The sequence below is a fragment of the Costertonia aggregata genome (assembly GCF_013402795.1).
Taxonomy (GTDB): Bacteria; Bacteroidota; Bacteroidia; order Flavobacteriales; family Flavobacteriaceae; genus Costertonia; species Costertonia aggregata.
Map to the genome: position 1 here is coordinate 1,970,577 of NZ_CP058595.1, position 16,039 is coordinate 1,986,615.

The 16,039-nt window shown below is 39.8% G+C and carries 16 protein-coding genes; 2 read left to right on the plus strand and 14 right to left on the minus strand.

The window, feature by feature from the left end; all coding sequences use genetic code 11:
• Positions 1-21: 21 nt before the first annotated feature.
• Together HYG79_RS09090 and HYG79_RS09095 are read left to right on the plus strand one after the other, a co-directional pair.
• Positions 22-693 (plus strand): NAD(P)H-binding protein, encoded by a 672-nt coding sequence (locus HYG79_RS09090; RefSeq protein WP_179241781.1) that lies wholly within the window; start codon positions 22-24, stop codon positions 691-693.
• Entirely contained in the window at positions 686-1,153 is a 468-nt protein-coding gene (locus HYG79_RS09095) for a CYTH domain-containing protein (protein ID WP_179241782.1), read from the plus strand. The genes HYG79_RS09090 and HYG79_RS09095 overlap by 8 nt, the downstream gene beginning before the upstream one ends.
• 32 nt (positions 1,154-1,185) lie before the next feature.
• On the opposite strand, the gene HYG79_RS09100 is transcribed toward HYG79_RS09095, so the two are convergent.
• From HYG79_RS09100 to HYG79_RS09165, 14 genes are all read right to left on the minus strand, one after another.
• A complete protein-coding gene (locus HYG79_RS09100; RefSeq protein WP_179241783.1) occupies positions 1,186-1,638 on the minus strand; it encodes a hypothetical protein in 453 nt (150 codons plus the stop codon).
• Between the two features lie 297 nt (positions 1,639-1,935).
• The gene (locus HYG79_RS09105; RefSeq protein WP_179241784.1) at positions 1,936-2,331 is read right to left on the minus strand and encodes a hypothetical protein; all 396 of its coding nucleotides are present in this window, start codon (positions 2,329-2,331) and stop codon (positions 1,936-1,938) included.
• A gap of 28 nt (positions 2,332-2,359) precedes the next feature.
• On the minus strand, positions 2,360-4,021 hold the full coding sequence (locus tag HYG79_RS09110; protein WP_179241785.1) for a SulP family inorganic anion transporter: 1,662 nt from the start codon (positions 4,019-4,021) through the stop codon (positions 2,360-2,362).
• Between the two features lie 131 nt (positions 4,022-4,152).
• Positions 4,153-5,172 (minus strand): phenylalanine--tRNA ligase subunit alpha, encoded by a 1,020-nt coding sequence (gene pheS, locus HYG79_RS09115; RefSeq protein WP_179241786.1) that lies wholly within the window; start codon positions 5,170-5,172, stop codon positions 4,153-4,155.
• Positions 5,173-5,278: 106 nt separating this feature from the next.
• Positions 5,279-5,911, minus strand: coding sequence for a carbonic anhydrase family protein (locus HYG79_RS09120; RefSeq protein ID WP_179241787.1), 633 nt, complete (start codon positions 5,909-5,911; stop codon positions 5,279-5,281).
• 64 nt (positions 5,912-5,975) lie between these two features.
• Positions 5,976-7,556: a SulP family inorganic anion transporter gene (locus HYG79_RS09125; protein WP_179241788.1), complete on the minus strand. Its 1,581-nt coding sequence runs from the start codon at positions 7,554-7,556 to the stop codon at positions 5,976-5,978.
• 70 nt (positions 7,557-7,626) lie between these two features.
• Entirely contained in the window at positions 7,627-7,926 is a 300-nt protein-coding gene (locus HYG79_RS09130; RefSeq protein WP_179241789.1) for a hypothetical protein, read from the minus strand.
• A gap of 66 nt (positions 7,927-7,992) precedes the next feature.
• Complete coding sequence (locus tag HYG79_RS09135) at positions 7,993-8,751, minus strand: tetratricopeptide repeat protein (protein ID WP_179241790.1); 759 nt, start codon at positions 8,749-8,751, stop codon at positions 7,993-7,995.
• A gap of 2 nt (positions 8,752-8,753) precedes the next feature.
• Positions 8,754-10,535, minus strand: a complete 1,782-nt coding sequence (locus HYG79_RS09140; protein ID WP_179241791.1) for a BatD family protein — start codon at positions 10,533-10,535, stop codon at positions 8,754-8,756.
• Entirely contained in the window at positions 10,535-11,386 is an 852-nt protein-coding gene (locus HYG79_RS09145; RefSeq protein WP_179241792.1) for a tetratricopeptide repeat protein, read from the minus strand. The genes HYG79_RS09140 and HYG79_RS09145 overlap by 1 nt, the downstream gene beginning before the upstream one ends.
• Before the next feature lies 1 nt (position 11,387).
• A complete protein-coding gene (locus HYG79_RS09150) occupies positions 11,388-12,434 on the minus strand; it encodes a VWA domain-containing protein (RefSeq protein WP_179241793.1) in 1,047 nt (348 codons plus the stop codon).
• 2 nt (positions 12,435-12,436) lie between these two features.
• Positions 12,437-13,435 (minus strand): vWA domain-containing protein, encoded by a 999-nt coding sequence (locus HYG79_RS09155; protein ID WP_179241794.1) that lies wholly within the window; start codon positions 13,433-13,435, stop codon positions 12,437-12,439.
• Positions 13,436-15,166: a BatD family protein gene (locus HYG79_RS09160; RefSeq protein ID WP_179241795.1), complete on the minus strand. Its 1,731-nt coding sequence runs from the start codon at positions 15,164-15,166 to the stop codon at positions 13,436-13,438.
• On the minus strand, positions 15,167-16,033 hold the full coding sequence (locus HYG79_RS09165) for a DUF58 domain-containing protein (protein WP_179241796.1): 867 nt from the start codon (positions 16,031-16,033) through the stop codon (positions 15,167-15,169).
• Between the last annotated feature and the right edge of the window lie 6 nt (positions 16,034-16,039).

Genomic DNA, 16,039 nt, shown 5'->3' on the forward strand with positions numbered 1-16,039 from the left:
AATTACGGTATATTTAATTTGATGGAACAATACAGGAAAACGGCCATTATTCTTGGAGCAACCGGTCTCACGGGGCGGTTCTTACTTCGGCTTTTGATAAAGGATGATCGTTACAAAAAAGTTGTGCTATTTTCCCGTTCCAAGACTGAAATAAAGGATGCTAAAATTGAGGAGCACCTTGTTGATGTGCTACATCTTGAAAAATATAAAACCGATTTTATTGCAGACGAGGTTTTTTGTTGCGTAGGCACTACTAAATCAAAAACGCCGGACAAGAAGAAGTATCACAGTATAGATTATGGAATCCCTATTACGGCCGCAAAGCTTTGTAAGGAAAACGGGATAGGTACCTTTATCGTAATTTCTGCAATGGGCGCGAATAGTGACAGCTCTATTTTTTATAACCAAGTAAAAGGGGAAATGGAAAATGATTTGTTAAAACTACAAATTCCAAAGACACATATTTTAAGACCATCTTTAATCGTAGGAAATAGGAACAAAAGGCGAACGGGCGAATGGTTGGCAAAACAGATATTTAAAGTGCTAAACTTTTTTTTGATCGGGCCTTTGAAAAATTACCGATCTATTCACTCAAAAGTTATAGCAAGGACTATGGTGTTTTTGGCCAACTGTGATATCGAGAAGTTAATTATACAGTCAAACGAAATAAAAACGATAAGTAGCGGTGATTGAAATAGAACGTAAATTTTTGGTAAAATCCGAGGCATATCAGGCAGTAGCAACTTCAAAAACCAGAATCGCACAGGGTTTTTTAAATACCGAGGCTGAAAGAACGGTTCGGGTTCGTATTAAAGACAATCAAGGGTTTATTACGGTAAAAGGGAAGTCGAATGCAACAGGCACTTCAAGATTTGAATGGGAAAAGGAAATCTCTTTTTCCGAGGCCACTGATCTTATCGATTTATGCAAACCCGTAATATTGGAAAAGATTAGATACGAAGTTCCTTTTGCAAATCATCTATTTGAAGTAGACCGGTTTTTAGGGGAAAATAAGGGTTTGGTTATTGCCGAGGTAGAACTCGCTCATGAAGACGAACATTTTGAAAAACCACAATGGTTGGGTAAGGAAGTTACGGGAGATGTACGGTATTATAATTCCCAATTGAGCAAAAAGCCCTTTGCCGAATGGTAGGTTTTTTGTGAACGGTCGTTTTTTCTTAACGATTATTGTATGGTAACAATTAGTTCTGTGATAAACCCATCTGTTTCAACGACTAGGTTACTACTATTTTCATAGATAGCGTTATTCACATCAAAAAAAGGACCACAGCATTCATTTCTTGAATCTCTCCTGTCAAGGTCTAGTATCAATACATCCGTTCTTGATTCTGAAAGCTTTATTTCATAAATATTATCACCTTGTTGACCAGCGGTTTCAAAAAGGATTTTATTGTCTTCGGATGCGTTAAAACTTAATTGATCGCCATTTTTTGATACCATAATGTCATTAATGGTATAAGTGCCGTTTTCAATTAAATTATTTCCGTCACCATCAACAAATGTGATAGAAAAAGTTTGAAAGGCACAGTCGACCAATGAACAATCGATAGACTCAACTTCTCTGCAAGAAATTAAAAAAAGGAACAAGAGAGCAATAGATATTACATTTATTTTCATGTCCTCAAGATGTAATCATTAAAAAAGGGTTGCGAATTATTCGGATTTAATTATAATAAAGGCAACGATTCCTTAGAGAATTCAAAAAGCACCAAAATCAAAGCAATGAATATCTTATTGGCTTTCTTATTTTTTAATTGAAGAGATCTATTTTGTTTCGCTATCATCTCTAAGTCATAATCATTATGCTCAAAAACCTATCGCAATCTCATAAGAACCAAGTTGAAAATCTGGACTTCTCACTTTGCAGGAATGTGAATTACGAACATGATATTTTTTAAAAATCCGGAAACGAATTTATTTTGCAAGAACCCCTTCTTTTTCAATCATAGGTATGGTTGATAGCCTACTTTCAGAAACACTCCCCTTTGTGAACTCAAACCGTTTTTCGTAAAGTTTGTTATCTGCATAGTAGGTTACAAAAAATTCATTGTTCAGGGCAAGTACGTCTTCTTGAACTACTTCAATCTTTTCAAAGGACTTGGCCGCCACTACTCCTATGGCATGGCGCATGATCGAAGTTTTCTTATCACCCTCATATCCTTTTGAAACCACAAGAACCATTTCAATGGGAAAACTTCCATTATTAATGATGTAGGCATTCCAATCTTTAGAAAGAAACTCCTCGTTCCACTCGTGTATTATCGCTACATGAACATCTTTGGCAATAGGGATTTCTATATCTTTCTTCATTACAATATTCTTCTACCTTGATGACTGGCTATTCAATACCTTTCATATGGGTTTTCAGCCACTCGAAACTATCGTCTATCGTTGGGAAAATTTGATCTTCGGGAATCAGGTCGGGTATAATATCCAGTGATGTCAACAAATCTTTGGGCTGCTCTCTTAATCCGGTAATGATTACTTTCATATCCTTTAAGGTCAAATCCAAAATGGCGTTTTCCATTGCATATACCCCAGACTGATCTATGTGTGGCACACGATCCATCCGAATGATCAGTACTTTGATGTTTTCGCCAACGTTCTTTACCTGCTCTTGAAAATGCGAGGTAAATCCAAAAAATAAAGGCCCATAAAGATGTTTGATGTATATCTGGTTCTTATTTTTCTCATAAAATTCAGTTTCGTCGGGCCAAGGCTTCTCACCATCAAAACCAGCTAAAGTACCTATTTGCATGCCTTCTTCGCCAATATCGCTAGAACGCTTCATGAACAAGAGTGCGGCCAAGGTTACACCTATTCCCACAGCTTGTATCAAACTTCCAAAAGTGGTCCAAAGCAGCACAATGATCAAGACCACGGCATCTGCCTTTGGTATGATTCTTAAATGTTTTAACCCTTTGGTGTCTATTATCTTGAAACCGATAGGAATTAAAATCCCAGCCAATACTGCGAGCGGAATATAAGCTGCCAAAGAACTAAGACCCAATAAAATGGCCAGTAAAAAAGCACCATGCAAGGCCCCGGATAAACGAGTCCTACCTCCTGAATTAATATTGACCACGGTACCTTTCGTAGCCCCTGCCCCTGGTATGCCACCAATTAAGGCTGCTGCCATATTACCGATGCCCTGACCAATAAGCTCACGATTACTGTTATGCTTGGTCTTGGTCATATTATCGGCAATTACCGAGGTTAGAAGGGAATCTATAGAACCTAATACGGCTAGGACCATACCGTATTCAAGTATCATAAAATAAGCACTGCTGTCAACGGTAAGCAAAGTTCCGAACCGTAATTCGGGCAATCCTGAAGGAATCTCACCAATAATGGGTACATCCCATTTGATAAAGTATGCCAATATAGAAACCGATATCAATGCCACTAAAGCACTTGGAACAGCTTTCGTGATTTTTGGGAATAGATAATAAATTATCACGGTCAACCCGCCTAAAGCCAATGCTTGCCAATTCAAATCGGTAAAGAGTCTTGGCATGTCGGTTACTACCTTGATGGTGGATTTTGCGGAGTCAAGACCGACAAAAGGAAAAATTTGGAGAATAATGATGATAAGCCCCACACCGCTCATAAAACCCGAAATAACTGGATAAGGAAAATATTTGATATACCCTGCAATATTTATGAGTCCGAAAAAAATTTGTAGAGCACCACCCACCAAAAAACTAAGCAAGATAATACCCATGGCACTTTCAAGACTCCCTGCAACTTCAATGGCATTGGCAACCAAAGCAGCGGAAACCACGGTCATTGGGCCAGTAGGGCCACTTGCCTGTGTCGGCGTACCACCAAAAAGGGCAGCCAATATACCTACGGCAATTGCTCCATACAATCCTGCAATCGCCCCTAAACCGGACTGTACCCCAAAAGCCAGTGCCAGTGGTAAGGCAACAACCCCAGCCACGAGCCCACCGGTCAAATCTCCCTTTATATTACTGAAATCGAAAATATTTTTGAACATATCGTATTGATTATGATTGTTTAATCACTGTACCTACTAAGGATGACAAAATGGTTCTACCGTAAATATACTTTAACTAGGTTAAAATAACCAACGTGTCTATGCAATCATGGTGATGCCAAAGGTTTGGTCTATAATGCGCTTTTAAACTGCTCTAAAAAGCGAACGTCATTTTCGCTTAATAAGCGAATATCGGAGATTTGATGAAGCAATAGTGCGATACGATCTATGCCCATGCCAAAAGCAAAGCCGGAATATTCTTCTGGATCAATGTCACAATTGGTCAGAACATTGGGATCTACCATACCGCAGCCCATAATTTCTAACCAACCCGTACCTTTGGTCATCCTATAATCGGCCTCGGTTTCCAGGCCCCAGTATACATCTACCTCTGCACTAGGCTCTGTAAACGGGAAGTAAGAAGGGCGCAGCCTTATTTTTGACTTCCCAAAGAGTTCTGTAGTAAAAAATTGTAGGGTTTGCTTTAAATCTGCAAAAGAAACATTTTTATCAATATACAACCCTTCTACCTGATGAAAAAAACAGTGTGAACGTGCCGATATAGCCTCGTTTCTGTAGACCCTGCCCGGTGATATGGTACGAATGGGCGGCGTATTGCTCTCCATGTATCGCACCTGTACGGATGAGGTGTGCGTTCGCAATAATATATCGGGATTGGTCTGCACAAAAAATGTGTCCTGCATGTCACGTGCCGGGTGGTATTCAGGCAGGTTCAATGCCGTGAAGTTATGCCAGTCATCCTCAATCTCTGGTCCTTCCGAAACATTAAAGCCTATTCTTGAAAAAATCTCTATAATTTGATTTTTAACTATGGATATAGGGTGGCGCGCACCTAGCTCAATAGGTTCTCCAGGTCGGGTAAGGTCGCCATAAACCCCAGTGTCGGCCACATTGCTTTCCATGGCTCCCTTTAAATCGTTTACCTTATCGGCAGCTACTTTTTTTAACTGATTTATAGCGAGTCCAAATTCTTTTTTCTGTTCGTTGGGGACATTTTTGAATTCGGCAAAGAAATCGTTCAATAATCCTTTTTTGCCCAAGTATTTTATTCGGAAAGCTTCGACCGCTTCGGCGGTATCGGCAGAAAACTGTTCAATCTCTTTAATATGCTTCTTTATCGTATCTATCATGATGGTTGACTAAAGCGGCAAATTTAAAACTTTATGGGTATCTATCTTACTGTTTAGCATACAAAAGCCATCTGTTTTTAAATGGAAGTGTTATGAATGTCCCTATCTAAGAATCAAAGAAATTGACCTTGCCCGTTTCAATATCATACATGGCACCTACTATTTTTATTTCCCCGTTATCTTCCATTTCTTTTAGGACGGGACTTAAACTTCGCGTGTCTTCAATAGTCAATAATACGTTCTTACGGGCTACCTCGTTTACAAAATCTATATTTTTTGAATTTCGGGAACTTTGGTTTTCTGGTTCGTTTACGGATCTCACCGCTGCCTTTATTTTATGTAGGAGGATGGTCAGATTTCCCATTTTGGCATCATCGCAGGCTCCCTTAACGGCACCACAGGCGGTATGTCCTAGAACTACAAGGACTTTGGTACCCGCCAATTTACATGCAAATTCTATACTGCCCAATATATCTTCATTTACAATGTTGCCAGCGACCCGTGCGCTAAAAATGTCGCCAACGCCTTGGTCAAAAATAAGCTCTGCTGAAACCCTCGAATCTATACAGCTTAATACGGTAGCAAAAGGATATTGCCCAGAAGCTGTATCCTTTACCTGATCCAGAAGGTCACGTTCGGCCATTTTTGCGGCCACGAACCTTGAATTACCTTCTTTCAATAGTTCTATTGCCGAATTTGGGGTAATCGCCTCCTGCATTTCTTTTGTTTGTGCTTTCATCTAATAATATTTTTTTATGGTCGTGCTTTGATTTTATATATCGCTGATAAACATTCCGTAATCGCTAAGCCGATTTAGGGATGAGTTTGAAAAATTCGATATAACTATCGGGATTTTCAACAATGCCACGTTCAGAAATCAATTTTATATTGATATTCTTGCTTTTGGCCTTACTTGAAAAATCCTCTAAGATTTCAATTATATCGTTGTCCAAATATCGGGTTTTACGAACATCCAATTCAAGATACGAATCTTCCGGTAGACTGTCCAGTTCTTTCAGGATCGCCCCCTTATTGAAAAAGGTGACTTCCTCGGCCAATGTCATTTTTATTTTATGGACCCCGTTGCTGATATCCTCAATGTGCAGAAAATGTGAGTTTTGATAGCTTTTTATCAATATAACGATAATACCCACGGCCAAACCAAGCCCGATACCTATAAGTAAATCTGTAAAAACAATGCCCAATACCGTAACTACGAAAGGGATAAACTGTTTCCAACCCATTTTATACATACTTCTGAACAGCGATGGTTTTGCCAATTTAAAACCAACAATAAAAAGTATGGCGGCCAATACCGATAAGGGTATCATATTCAATAATTTGGGGATTAAGATCACCGAGATCAATAAAAAGAAACCGTGAATAATAGCAGACATTTTTGTTCTTCCTCCCGATTGAATATTGGCCGAACTACGCACTATAACCTGTGTTACGGGCAAGCCCCCGATCATTCCCGAAACAATGTTTCCGGTGCCTTGGGCCAAAAGTTCCCTATTGGTTGGGGTTACGTTTTTATGTGGGTCCAACTTATCGGTCGCTTCAACACATAATAGGGTTTCCAAACTGGCGACCAGTGCAATGGTAAATGCGGTTATCCATATTTGCGGATCGGTTATTGCACCAAAATTGGGAAAGCTGAATTGGGCCAAAAATGAAGATGCGTCCTCAGGTATGGGAACACTTACTAAATGATTTCCCGAAATGGCCAATGCAGGGTCATCCTTGGTCAAAACAAAGAAAATAATACCAACTGCCACCGCAACCAAAGGACCTTGAACCAATTGAAAGATTTTTCCTTTCTTCGACAATACCTTGTCCCATAACAATAAAATACCCAAACCTAAAATAGCAACTATTGTTGCACCAGGGCTTATGTTATTCAAAGTCTCGAAAATTTCGGAGAAGGTATTTTTACCGTCTACTTGAAAAAACGCAAAATCCCCTTCAGGGTCGGGGTCATACCCGAAAAAATGCGGAATTTGCTTCAAAATTATGATGATCCCTATACCGGTAAGCATACCCTTGATTACAGAGGAAGGAAAATAATACCCTATAATACCTGCTTTCAACAGTCCAAACACTAATTGTATTATCCCGCCCAAAACAACGGCAAGTAGAAAATTCTGATACCCTCCCAGCGCTCCGATAGCGGTCAATACTATGGCCGCAAGACCAGCGGCAGGGCCACTGACCCCAATTTGTGAACCACTCAAGGCCCCGACCACTATACCACCTACGATACCCGCTATTAATCCGGAAAATAATGGCGCTCCACTGGCCAGGGCAATTCCCAAGCATAAAGGCAACGCTACAAAAAATACAACGATACTCGCTGGTAAGTCGTTCTTCAAATATTTAAACATATTGTAAAGTGTTTGTGTTTTCTAAGATAAAAAAAAACAGGTTAGTCAAATAAAAAATCGAATACGAAAACTAACCCATGTGTTTTGGTGGGGGCAGAAAAATCTCTATATCAAATCTACGGTAATTTTCTACGTACTGTGCAGAGTGCCTGTACAGAGTTGTGGCGGCAGGAACAATGATATTTGAGTAATTATTAATGAAATGATTTTTTTCGCTTAGTTCCTTTTTTTCTTTTGTGCTATCTTTCTCTTCGTTAAAGTCTGTGATTATAAAGGTATCATTGCCCGACTTCATTAACTGTATTATAGCCGGGGCGACAACAGTCATGGTCAAAACCAAAGATAATATAAAGATGAATGATAATTTCACACTACGGTCTTAAGACGAGAAGCGTAAATATAAAAGTAATACTATTGGAACGCTGTTAAAGTTGTTTTAAAAATCCTTTAACAATTTTATATCCGTTTTCAATAACCATCCGGTTTTACCGTCTCCAAGTCGTATTTTATTGAAATCGCCGAGTTCTTCCAAAACATTCACTTTGGTGCCTTCATGCAATTTAAACACTTCTTGGCTTCTTTCATTGGGTTCGGATTTGATTGAAATTTCTTCCGAAAAAACAATGGCCGGCCGGTCTGAGGTAAATTCAGTATACTGTAGAAAAGCAAATATCAAACATACGACAGCGGCTATTAAAGATATGGTTCCAGCGATGAAGGCGGTTCTTTTTTGACCGGCATATCTAAGGTAATAAAAAGCGATATAGAGCAATACAAAAAGAAGCATTAACCCAATGGCCCCATAGGCCCATTGATCAAAAGATAATGATCCTATGATGCTATCGTATATTTTTGAAAGTCCCGTTTTTGGCATAGTTTCAATGGCATCCAAAGTCATATTTTGTGCATAACCCAAATTGTTCCTTATTTCATTATCGCCAGGTTTCAACAATAATGCCTTTTCATAATAGTAGATGCTTGGGGCGACCTTGTTCAATTTGTAATAGGAATTACCAAGATTAAAGTACAATTCGGCGGAGTGCTGACCATTATCCAATATTTTCAAATAATTGTCTATGGCCTTTTGATATGCCCCGGAATTGTAAAAATCCGTGGCTTTGTTGAATAAAGCTTCATTTTGGGCATTTCCAAGAAAAGATACAAATAGTATGAAAATATAAAAGAATTGTCTCATGCCTAAAGTTGTTTGTCCAAATATGAGATTACCTCGCTCGCTTTATTGTAATCCTGTTTCATTTGTACGTCTGAAAAAGGACTGTAACGTGCCATTTCACAATTTTTGAGAAGACCAATGAATGCATCTTTAGTGGTATCGTCTACCTGTTTTTCCTCTAATAGTTCGGTAATCTTGTCCTTGCTGAATTCCGAGGTTTCAATTTTAAGTTTTGCCTTTAGGTAATTGTGCAGGGCTTTTTCTAACGCAACGTAAAAAGCATCTTTATTGCCCAAGGCCTTTTTCGCGTTGGATAGATATTTTCTGGCCAATTTGTTCGCCCTTTTTATTCTATTGCCAACGACATCGCCAGCGATAGCTTCTCTTTTCTTTCTGAATAATATGGCTAGGGGAATTAGCAGTAACGGTAAAAGTAACCACAAGTAAAAACGGGTCGAACCCAAGAAATGGTCTAGACCTATTGCCGTTAAATTTGGGTTTAATTTTATAAAATTGAACTGGTCTCCCGTAGTGATCACCATTTGCTTATTGTTTGATACGATGGTACTGTTCGAGGTATTGTTGCTAGGCCCCTCGATAACATTTACCATTATTTCATCAGAAGTAAGCCTTACATACTTTTTGGTACTTGGATTAAAGTAGCTAAAATCTATACTTGGTATGGGGTACTTTCCTTTAAAAGAGGGTACAACGGTGTAACTATTGCTTACTTTACCTTGCATTCCCGAAAGTGTAGTGCGCACATTTTCCTTGAATTCGGGATCATACACTTCCAAGGATCCGGGTAAATTCAATTCCGGTAATTGAAATAGTTTAAGATTTCCTTTTCCGCTAACCTCGACTTTGGCCTGTAATGATTCCGATGCATTTAGCTTTGCCTTGCTCGTGGTCACGTTAAATTCAAAATTTCCTACGGCACCGCCAAAGTTTGCAGGTTTACCTTCGGTGGGCAAAGCCTTTACGTTTAGGGTTCTTCGTCCTGCAGAAACTACTTTGTTGGTCTGCGTGTAGATACGGCCTCCAAAAAAGTCACGTTTGTTGGTGGGTACTTCCAAAGTAACGTCTAGGGATAAGGGTTCAATTTCCAGCTTTCCGGATTTTTGGGGGTATAAAACCACTCTCTTTAACACTATAGAGCGATATTGTTTTCCTTTATAGGTGCTATTTTGGGTGTTGTATTTGGTAACGGGAATATCTTGACTCCAAAAGTTATTATATTTTGGATTGTCGACCGGATTAAATTGGGAAACGCTTATCGCCGGACTCACATATAGTTTGTAGACAACAGTTACCGCCTCATTTAGATAGGGATTGGTTTTGGAAACCTCAGCCACCAAATGTAGGTTTTCATCCGCAATATCATCTACGGTTTTTTCCCCGTTGGGCTTGTCCACTGCTGAGGTTACTTCTATGGTGACAGGTAAAGACTTATAGGTCTTACCGCCGATGACCACTGTTGATTGATTGATAGTGAATTTTCCTTGGGCGGTAGGGGCTAGGGTATAGGTGTATGTTTTACTGAAGCTTCTTTTACCATTGATCCATGAGTTGCTTATGTATTGGGAAGGGCCCATCAAAACACGAAACCCCTTAAAATCGGGCGGAGTAAAATTATCACCGTCTTTGTTCATGGTAAAATCTACACGTAGCCTTTCATTAACGCCCAGCTTTTCTTTACTAACTTTCATTTCGAAAGTTACCCCATCGTTCTCTTGGGCCAGTCCCATGAAAGAAAGGAACGATATTGTAAATAAGAAACCATATTTTCTTAAGTGCAGGTACATTACCAATCTTTTTCGTTTTTGACCTTAACACCTTTTACTTTTTGGGCGTTTATTTTTTCTTGGACTTTTTTCTCATTGTTCTGCATAGCTCTTAACAAATTCTGAATTTGTTGCTTGCTCAACTGGTTTGGTCTAGGTTGTTTTTGCTCTTGTTGGTCTCCTTGCCCGGGATTCTTTTTTTGTTCTTTTTTTTCGTCACCGTCCGCTTTTTTATTGTCTTCTTTTTGTTGGTCCCCTTTATCGCCCTTGTCACCCTGATCTTTGTTCTCGTCCTGTTTTTGGTCTCCTTTGTTATCTTCTTTATTGTCCCCTTCGTCCTTTTTGTCTTTGTTTTGGTCTTTATCCTGATTGTCCTGATTATCCTTATTGTCTTTGTTTTGATCGTTCTTTTGCTCTTCCTGTTCTTTTTTCAGCATTTCTTTGGCCAAGGCTAGGTTATACCGGGTTTCCTCGTCTTTTGGATTATTTCGAAGCGCTTCTTTATAGGCTTCTACCGCTTTTTGATATTCTTTGTTCTTCATGAACACATTGCCCATATTATGATAGGCCTTGTGCTTTGCCGTTTTGTCCTCTGCCAGCTCCCCCGCTTGTTTAAAACGCCCAAAAGCTTCATTATAACTTTCCTTTTGGTAATAGGCATTGCCCAAATTGTAGGGTGCTGCAATATTTTCGGTACTTTTGGATATGGCCTTTCTGTAATCCGCTTCGGCATCGGCAAATTTATCTTCCGACAATTGTTTGTTGGCTTCCCAAGTTAAATTCTTGGATGCTTTTAACGCTTTTTTTGATTCTTCTTCCTGTGCAAAAGCAAAAAGGGTAAGCAAGAACAATATGTAAGTGATTCTTTTCATGTTACTCTACAATTTCTTCGTTGAACAAGTTCAATTTTTTCAACCACTGTGTTTTTCTATCCAATAAAAAGATGTCCAAGAATAAAAACATCAAGCCTATGCCCAAAAACCATTGAAATTGGTCCTTGAATTCTGCAAATTGTTTGGCTTCGAACTCTTTCTTGTCCATTTGATTTAATTGTTCCTTTATAAACTCTACAGCGGCCTCTGTATTGGCCCCGTTAATATATTGCCCGTTACCTTCATCCGCGATGTCGTCCAAAATTTCCTCGTTTAATTTGGTGATTACCACTTCGCCTTTACCGTCTTTTTTCAAACTCTCCACAATACCGTTTCTTTTTAAGGGAATCGGCGCACCTTTGGCATTACCTACACCAACGGTAAAAATTCGTATACCTTCTTCAACGGCTTTTTCAACCGCTCCCAAAGTTGAACCTTCCGAATGGTCTTCCCCATCGGAAATTATGAACAGCACTCTATTGGTCTGCTCTTCATCATCAAAATACGTGGCCGCCAGTTCAATAGCTTCATTGATCGCCGTTCCTTGGGAAGACAACATATCGGTATTCATACTCTGTAAGAACATTTTGGCCGCACCATAATCGGTGGTGATGGGCAATTGAGGAAATGCTTGACCCGCATAGGCAATAATACCTATACGGTCACTTGCCAATTGGTTGATGATTTCGGACACCAATCGCTTTGCCTTTTCCAAACGGTTTGGTGCAATATCCTCGGCCAACATGCTTTTGGAAACATCCAGTGCAAACACAATATCAACACCTTCCCTTTTTACGGTTTCCAATTTCGTGCCAATTTTTGGATTGACCAGCCCAAGGGTCAAAAATGTGAGCCCGAGTAGAAAGAAAATCAATTTTAAGGTAGATTTGAATCTGGACCTATTGGGTGTCAAGCGTTTTAAGAGCGATACATCGGCAAACTGTTTTTGCTTCTTTTTTTTCCAAATTTGGAGCATTATAAAGAAGAGTGCCATTACCGGGATAATGCACAGGAGATACAAATATGTTTTTTCGTCTAATTGAACCATTTTTAAATAAAACTTCTAAACAAGGTGTTTCTACATACCCATTCCACTAGCAGTAAAGCTCCGGCGAGATATATCCAAGGCCTAAACTTCTCCTCATAGCGAGTGTATTTGAATTCTTCTATTTCGGTTTTTTCCAATTTGTTTATTTCATCATAAATAGCTTCCAGTTTTTCATTATCGGTCGCCCTAAAATATTTTCCACCTGTGGCTTTGGCAATATCCTTCAACAGGTTTTCATCTATTTCTACCTGGCGCATGCCATACCTAAAAGAGCCGTCTGCATTATATGCGATCGGGGAAAGCGCGTTCCCGTTGGTGCCCAACCCAATGGTGTATGTCTTAATGTCAAATTCCACGGCAAGGTCGGCAGCGGTCTGCGGTTCTATAAAACCGGAATTGTTCACACCATCCGTCAATAAAATAATGACCTTGCTTATCGCCTTACTCTCCTTTAAACGGTTGACTGATGTTGCAAGACCCATACCTATTGCCGTACCATCGTTCAATTGCCCATAGGTTATTTCTCTCAACGCATTCAATACGATGGATTTATCGCTCGTAATGGGTGTTTTGGTGTAACTCTCACCGGCATACGCCACAAGGCCTATACGGTCATTGGGGCGTTGTTTTATAAAATCGGCGGCCACTTCTTTTAAAGCCGAGAGCCTGTTGGGTTTTAAGTCGCGCGCCAACATACTTGAAGAAACGTCTATGGCCATAACGATGTCAATACCCTTGGTGGTCTTTGTTCTAGACGATACATCTTTTGTTTGCGGGCGGGCCATTGCCGTTATTATGGCGGCCAGGGCCAATAAGCGCAGGGCAAGGAGCAAAGGCTTTAATTTAGGAAGAAAGCTACTTGTTGAAAACCCTTTTGTGCTCGAAATCCTTAGCGATGCGTTCTCTTGTTTTCGCTTAAAAAAATACCAAAGCACGGCCATTGGAAGCAATAAGAGCAACCAAAAAAATTGTGGGTTCGCAAATTGGACGTTCTCCAGCATTTATACTTCAGTTTTAATTTCTATCGATGCCAAGATTCGATCTACTATTTTATCGGCATATTCATCGTCAACGTTCCAGATCAAGAACAATCGTTTATAATTGCCTGGTGCCGCAAAATTTAGGATGATATAGTTTTTCTTTTGATATTCCCCTTCGGAACTTTTGAATTTTAGGGAACCGTATTGTTTGAGACCTTCCGAACCGGCTGGCGTACTATATTTTTCGCGTTTGGTAATGATGTTCTTGACCCTGTCCTGTTTGGCAAAGAAATCGATACCTTCTTGTGCCTCTTTCTCTAAGTTCGTTGAATCCTTGTTGGGCAAGGTCATGTCCTCGAACTTTATATAGATATCATCCTTGCCCTCTTCCATAAGAAATTCTGATATCCCCAGCTTCTGGGATGCGGAAAATTTGTTAAAAACGTCTTTGGCCGCCTTTCTTTTTGCCTCGTTTTTTATGGTATCCAGATTTGCCGAATTGGATATCAACTCGCCGTCAACTCTCTTTAGAACCCCAGGTGTTTCAATACGCAATGGCGGAAAACCATAGGAACTGGCTACCCAATCGCCTTCTAAAAGTTGTTTGGTATGATGAAACGTTACGGTGTCCCAAACCTGTTTTGGCCCATAGTAAACCGAAAGACCTGCTACAGATAATACAAGAGCGCCCAAAACGGCCGCTGCGGAATACATGATTTTTCTTCTTCGTTTTTTGCGCTCCTGTTCTTCCTTATATTCCTCTTGAAGCATGAGTTCCTCTATCGTGGGTTCAGGTAAAGCATCGTGGGTCTTTACAACAATCTGCTCTACTAATTTTCTATCCTGCTCCGCAACCGAAGTAGAAGGTTTCGATTTAGCAAATTTCACCAAATCAGCTGTTTGAAGAATTTGTTGGAACTGTTTAATGGTGGCATCATCCAATTTTAGCTCTCCGGCATCCTTCATCATCTCCAATTTTGTTATCAATTGCCCCGTGGTGCTTTCCAAGGCAGAAACATGGGCGTCTTCTTCCAAATAGGACCTAACGATATCGGTCAATTGCGAGTAATATGCCTTGTATTCGTCCTGGATAAGATATTTTGAATTTTCCAGTTTTTTGAGCTCCAGCAATGCCCTGTCATAAGGTGGCAGGAGTGCTACTTTTTCTTCTTCGGTAAGTGGTTTTTTTCGCCATACGAACCAGTACAAAAGAGCTCCCACTATTAGAAGACCGCCTAAAACCCATAAAATGGTCTTCCATATGCGGGCGTTGCTTTTCTCTACTTGGATCAATGGTTTTATGTCGAACATTTTCTGTTTCAACGTATCTACGGGAACGGTGTTCACGTTGATTCGAAAAGAATCTGTCATGAACGGTTTTTCGTTGATGGCGATGCGTTGCTGGGGAATGGTGTAGGCCCCCGAATCAAATTGTGTAAGGGCATATATTTTTTGAAGTATGAACCTATTTTTCTTTCGTACGGTATCCGTAGCGATGGCTTCAACAGTCTCCAAGGGAGAAAAAGTTTGCCCCTCCGGGAAAAATACGGTTGCTGTTGAATCTACATCAACGGTAACCGTGAACTTTATTTGCTCCCCGATTTTGATATAGGAGGTGTCAATAGATGCATTTACTTTGGCACTCTCTTGGGAGAGACCACAAAAAGAGCCAAACATCAGGCATAACACAAAAGCTTGCTTTATTTCACGCAAGTAACTTTTTACCGTCAACACCGTATGGTTAAACTTCATTTATCCTCTTCGCTTAAAATAGCCCAACAATTTTTTTACATAACTTTCGTCAACCCTACAGTCCAATACACCGCAACCTGACTTTTTAAAGGTTTCCCTAAAATAATCAACACGTTGCCTGTGATATCGCCCGTAGGCCATACGCACTTTTTTGGATTGTGTATTGACCAATTGCAACCTACCAGTTTCAGCGTCCTGCATTTGTACCATTCCCAAATTGGGAATGGTTTCCTCACGTTCATCGTAGATCCTGATTCCGGTAACATCGTGTTTGTTCCCTGTAATCTTCAATGTTTTTTCATAATCTTCAGCCATAAAATCCGAGAGCACAAAAACTATGGCTTTTTTCTTTAGTACGTTGGTCATGTATTTTAGGGCTTCCGATATGTCGGTTTTTTTACTTTTTGGCTGAAACTCCAATAATTCCCGGATAATACGCAATACGTGACTTTTCCCCTTTTTTGGAGGGATAAAGAGTTCAACCTCATCGGAAAAGAGAATCAAACCTACTTTATCGTTATTTTGCATGGCCGAAAAAGCCAACGTGGCCGATATTTCGGTAATGATTTCTTTTTTAAATTGATTGGATGTTCCAAATAGTTCTGAACCACTCACATCTGCCATGAGCATCATGGTGAGTTCTCGCTCTTCTTCGAACACCTTAACGAAAGGTTCGTTATAACGGGCCGTTACGTTCCAATCAATACTTCTTACATCATCACCAAATTGGTATTGCCGTACTTCACTAAAGGTCATACCCCTGCCTTTGAAGGTAGAATGGTATTCTCCTCCAAAAATATGATCAGAAAGACGACGAGTCTTTATCTCTATTTTTCTGACCTTTTTAAGTAATTCCTTTGTATCCATATTTTT

Coding starts and splice junctions, on each gene's coding strand:
- HYG79_RS09090 (WP_179241781.1), top strand. CDS start 22: ATGGAACAATACAGGAAAACGGCCATTATTCTTGGAGCAACCGGTCTC.
- HYG79_RS09140 (WP_179241791.1), bottom strand. CDS start 10,535: ATGTACCTGCACTTAAGAAAATATGGTTTCTTATTTACAATATCGTTC.
- HYG79_RS09110 (WP_179241785.1), bottom strand. CDS start 4,021: ATGTTCAAAAATATTTTCGATTTCAGTAATATAAAGGGAGATTTGACC.
- HYG79_RS09155 (WP_179241794.1), bottom strand. CDS start 13,435: ATGCTGGAGAACGTCCAATTTGCGAACCCACAATTTTTTTGGTTGCTC.
- HYG79_RS09125 (WP_179241788.1), bottom strand. CDS start 7,556: ATGTTTAAATATTTGAAGAACGACTTACCAGCGAGTATCGTTGTATTT.
- HYG79_RS09150 (WP_179241793.1), bottom strand. CDS start 12,434: ATGGTTCAATTAGACGAAAAAACATATTTGTATCTCCTGTGCATTATC.
- HYG79_RS09160 (WP_179241795.1), bottom strand. CDS start 15,166: ATGAAGTTTAACCATACGGTGTTGACGGTAAAAAGTTACTTGCGTGAA.
- HYG79_RS09145 (WP_179241792.1), bottom strand. CDS start 11,386: ATGAAAAGAATCACTTACATATTGTTCTTGCTTACCCTTTTTGCTTTT.
- HYG79_RS09100 (WP_179241783.1), bottom strand. CDS start 1,638: ATGAAAATAAATGTAATATCTATTGCTCTCTTGTTCCTTTTTTTAATT.
- pheS (WP_179241786.1), bottom strand. CDS start 5,172: ATGATAGATACGATAAAGAAGCATATTAAAGAGATTGAACAGTTTTCT.
- HYG79_RS09105 (WP_179241784.1), bottom strand. CDS start 2,331: ATGAAGAAAGATATAGAAATCCCTATTGCCAAAGATGTTCATGTAGCG.
- HYG79_RS09135 (WP_179241790.1), bottom strand. CDS start 8,751: ATGAGACAATTCTTTTATATTTTCATACTATTTGTATCTTTTCTTGGA.
- HYG79_RS09165 (WP_179241796.1), bottom strand. CDS start 16,033: ATGGATACAAAGGAATTACTTAAAAAGGTCAGAAAAATAGAGATAAAG.
- HYG79_RS09120 (WP_179241787.1), bottom strand. CDS start 5,911: ATGAAAGCACAAACAAAAGAAATGCAGGAGGCGATTACCCCAAATTCG.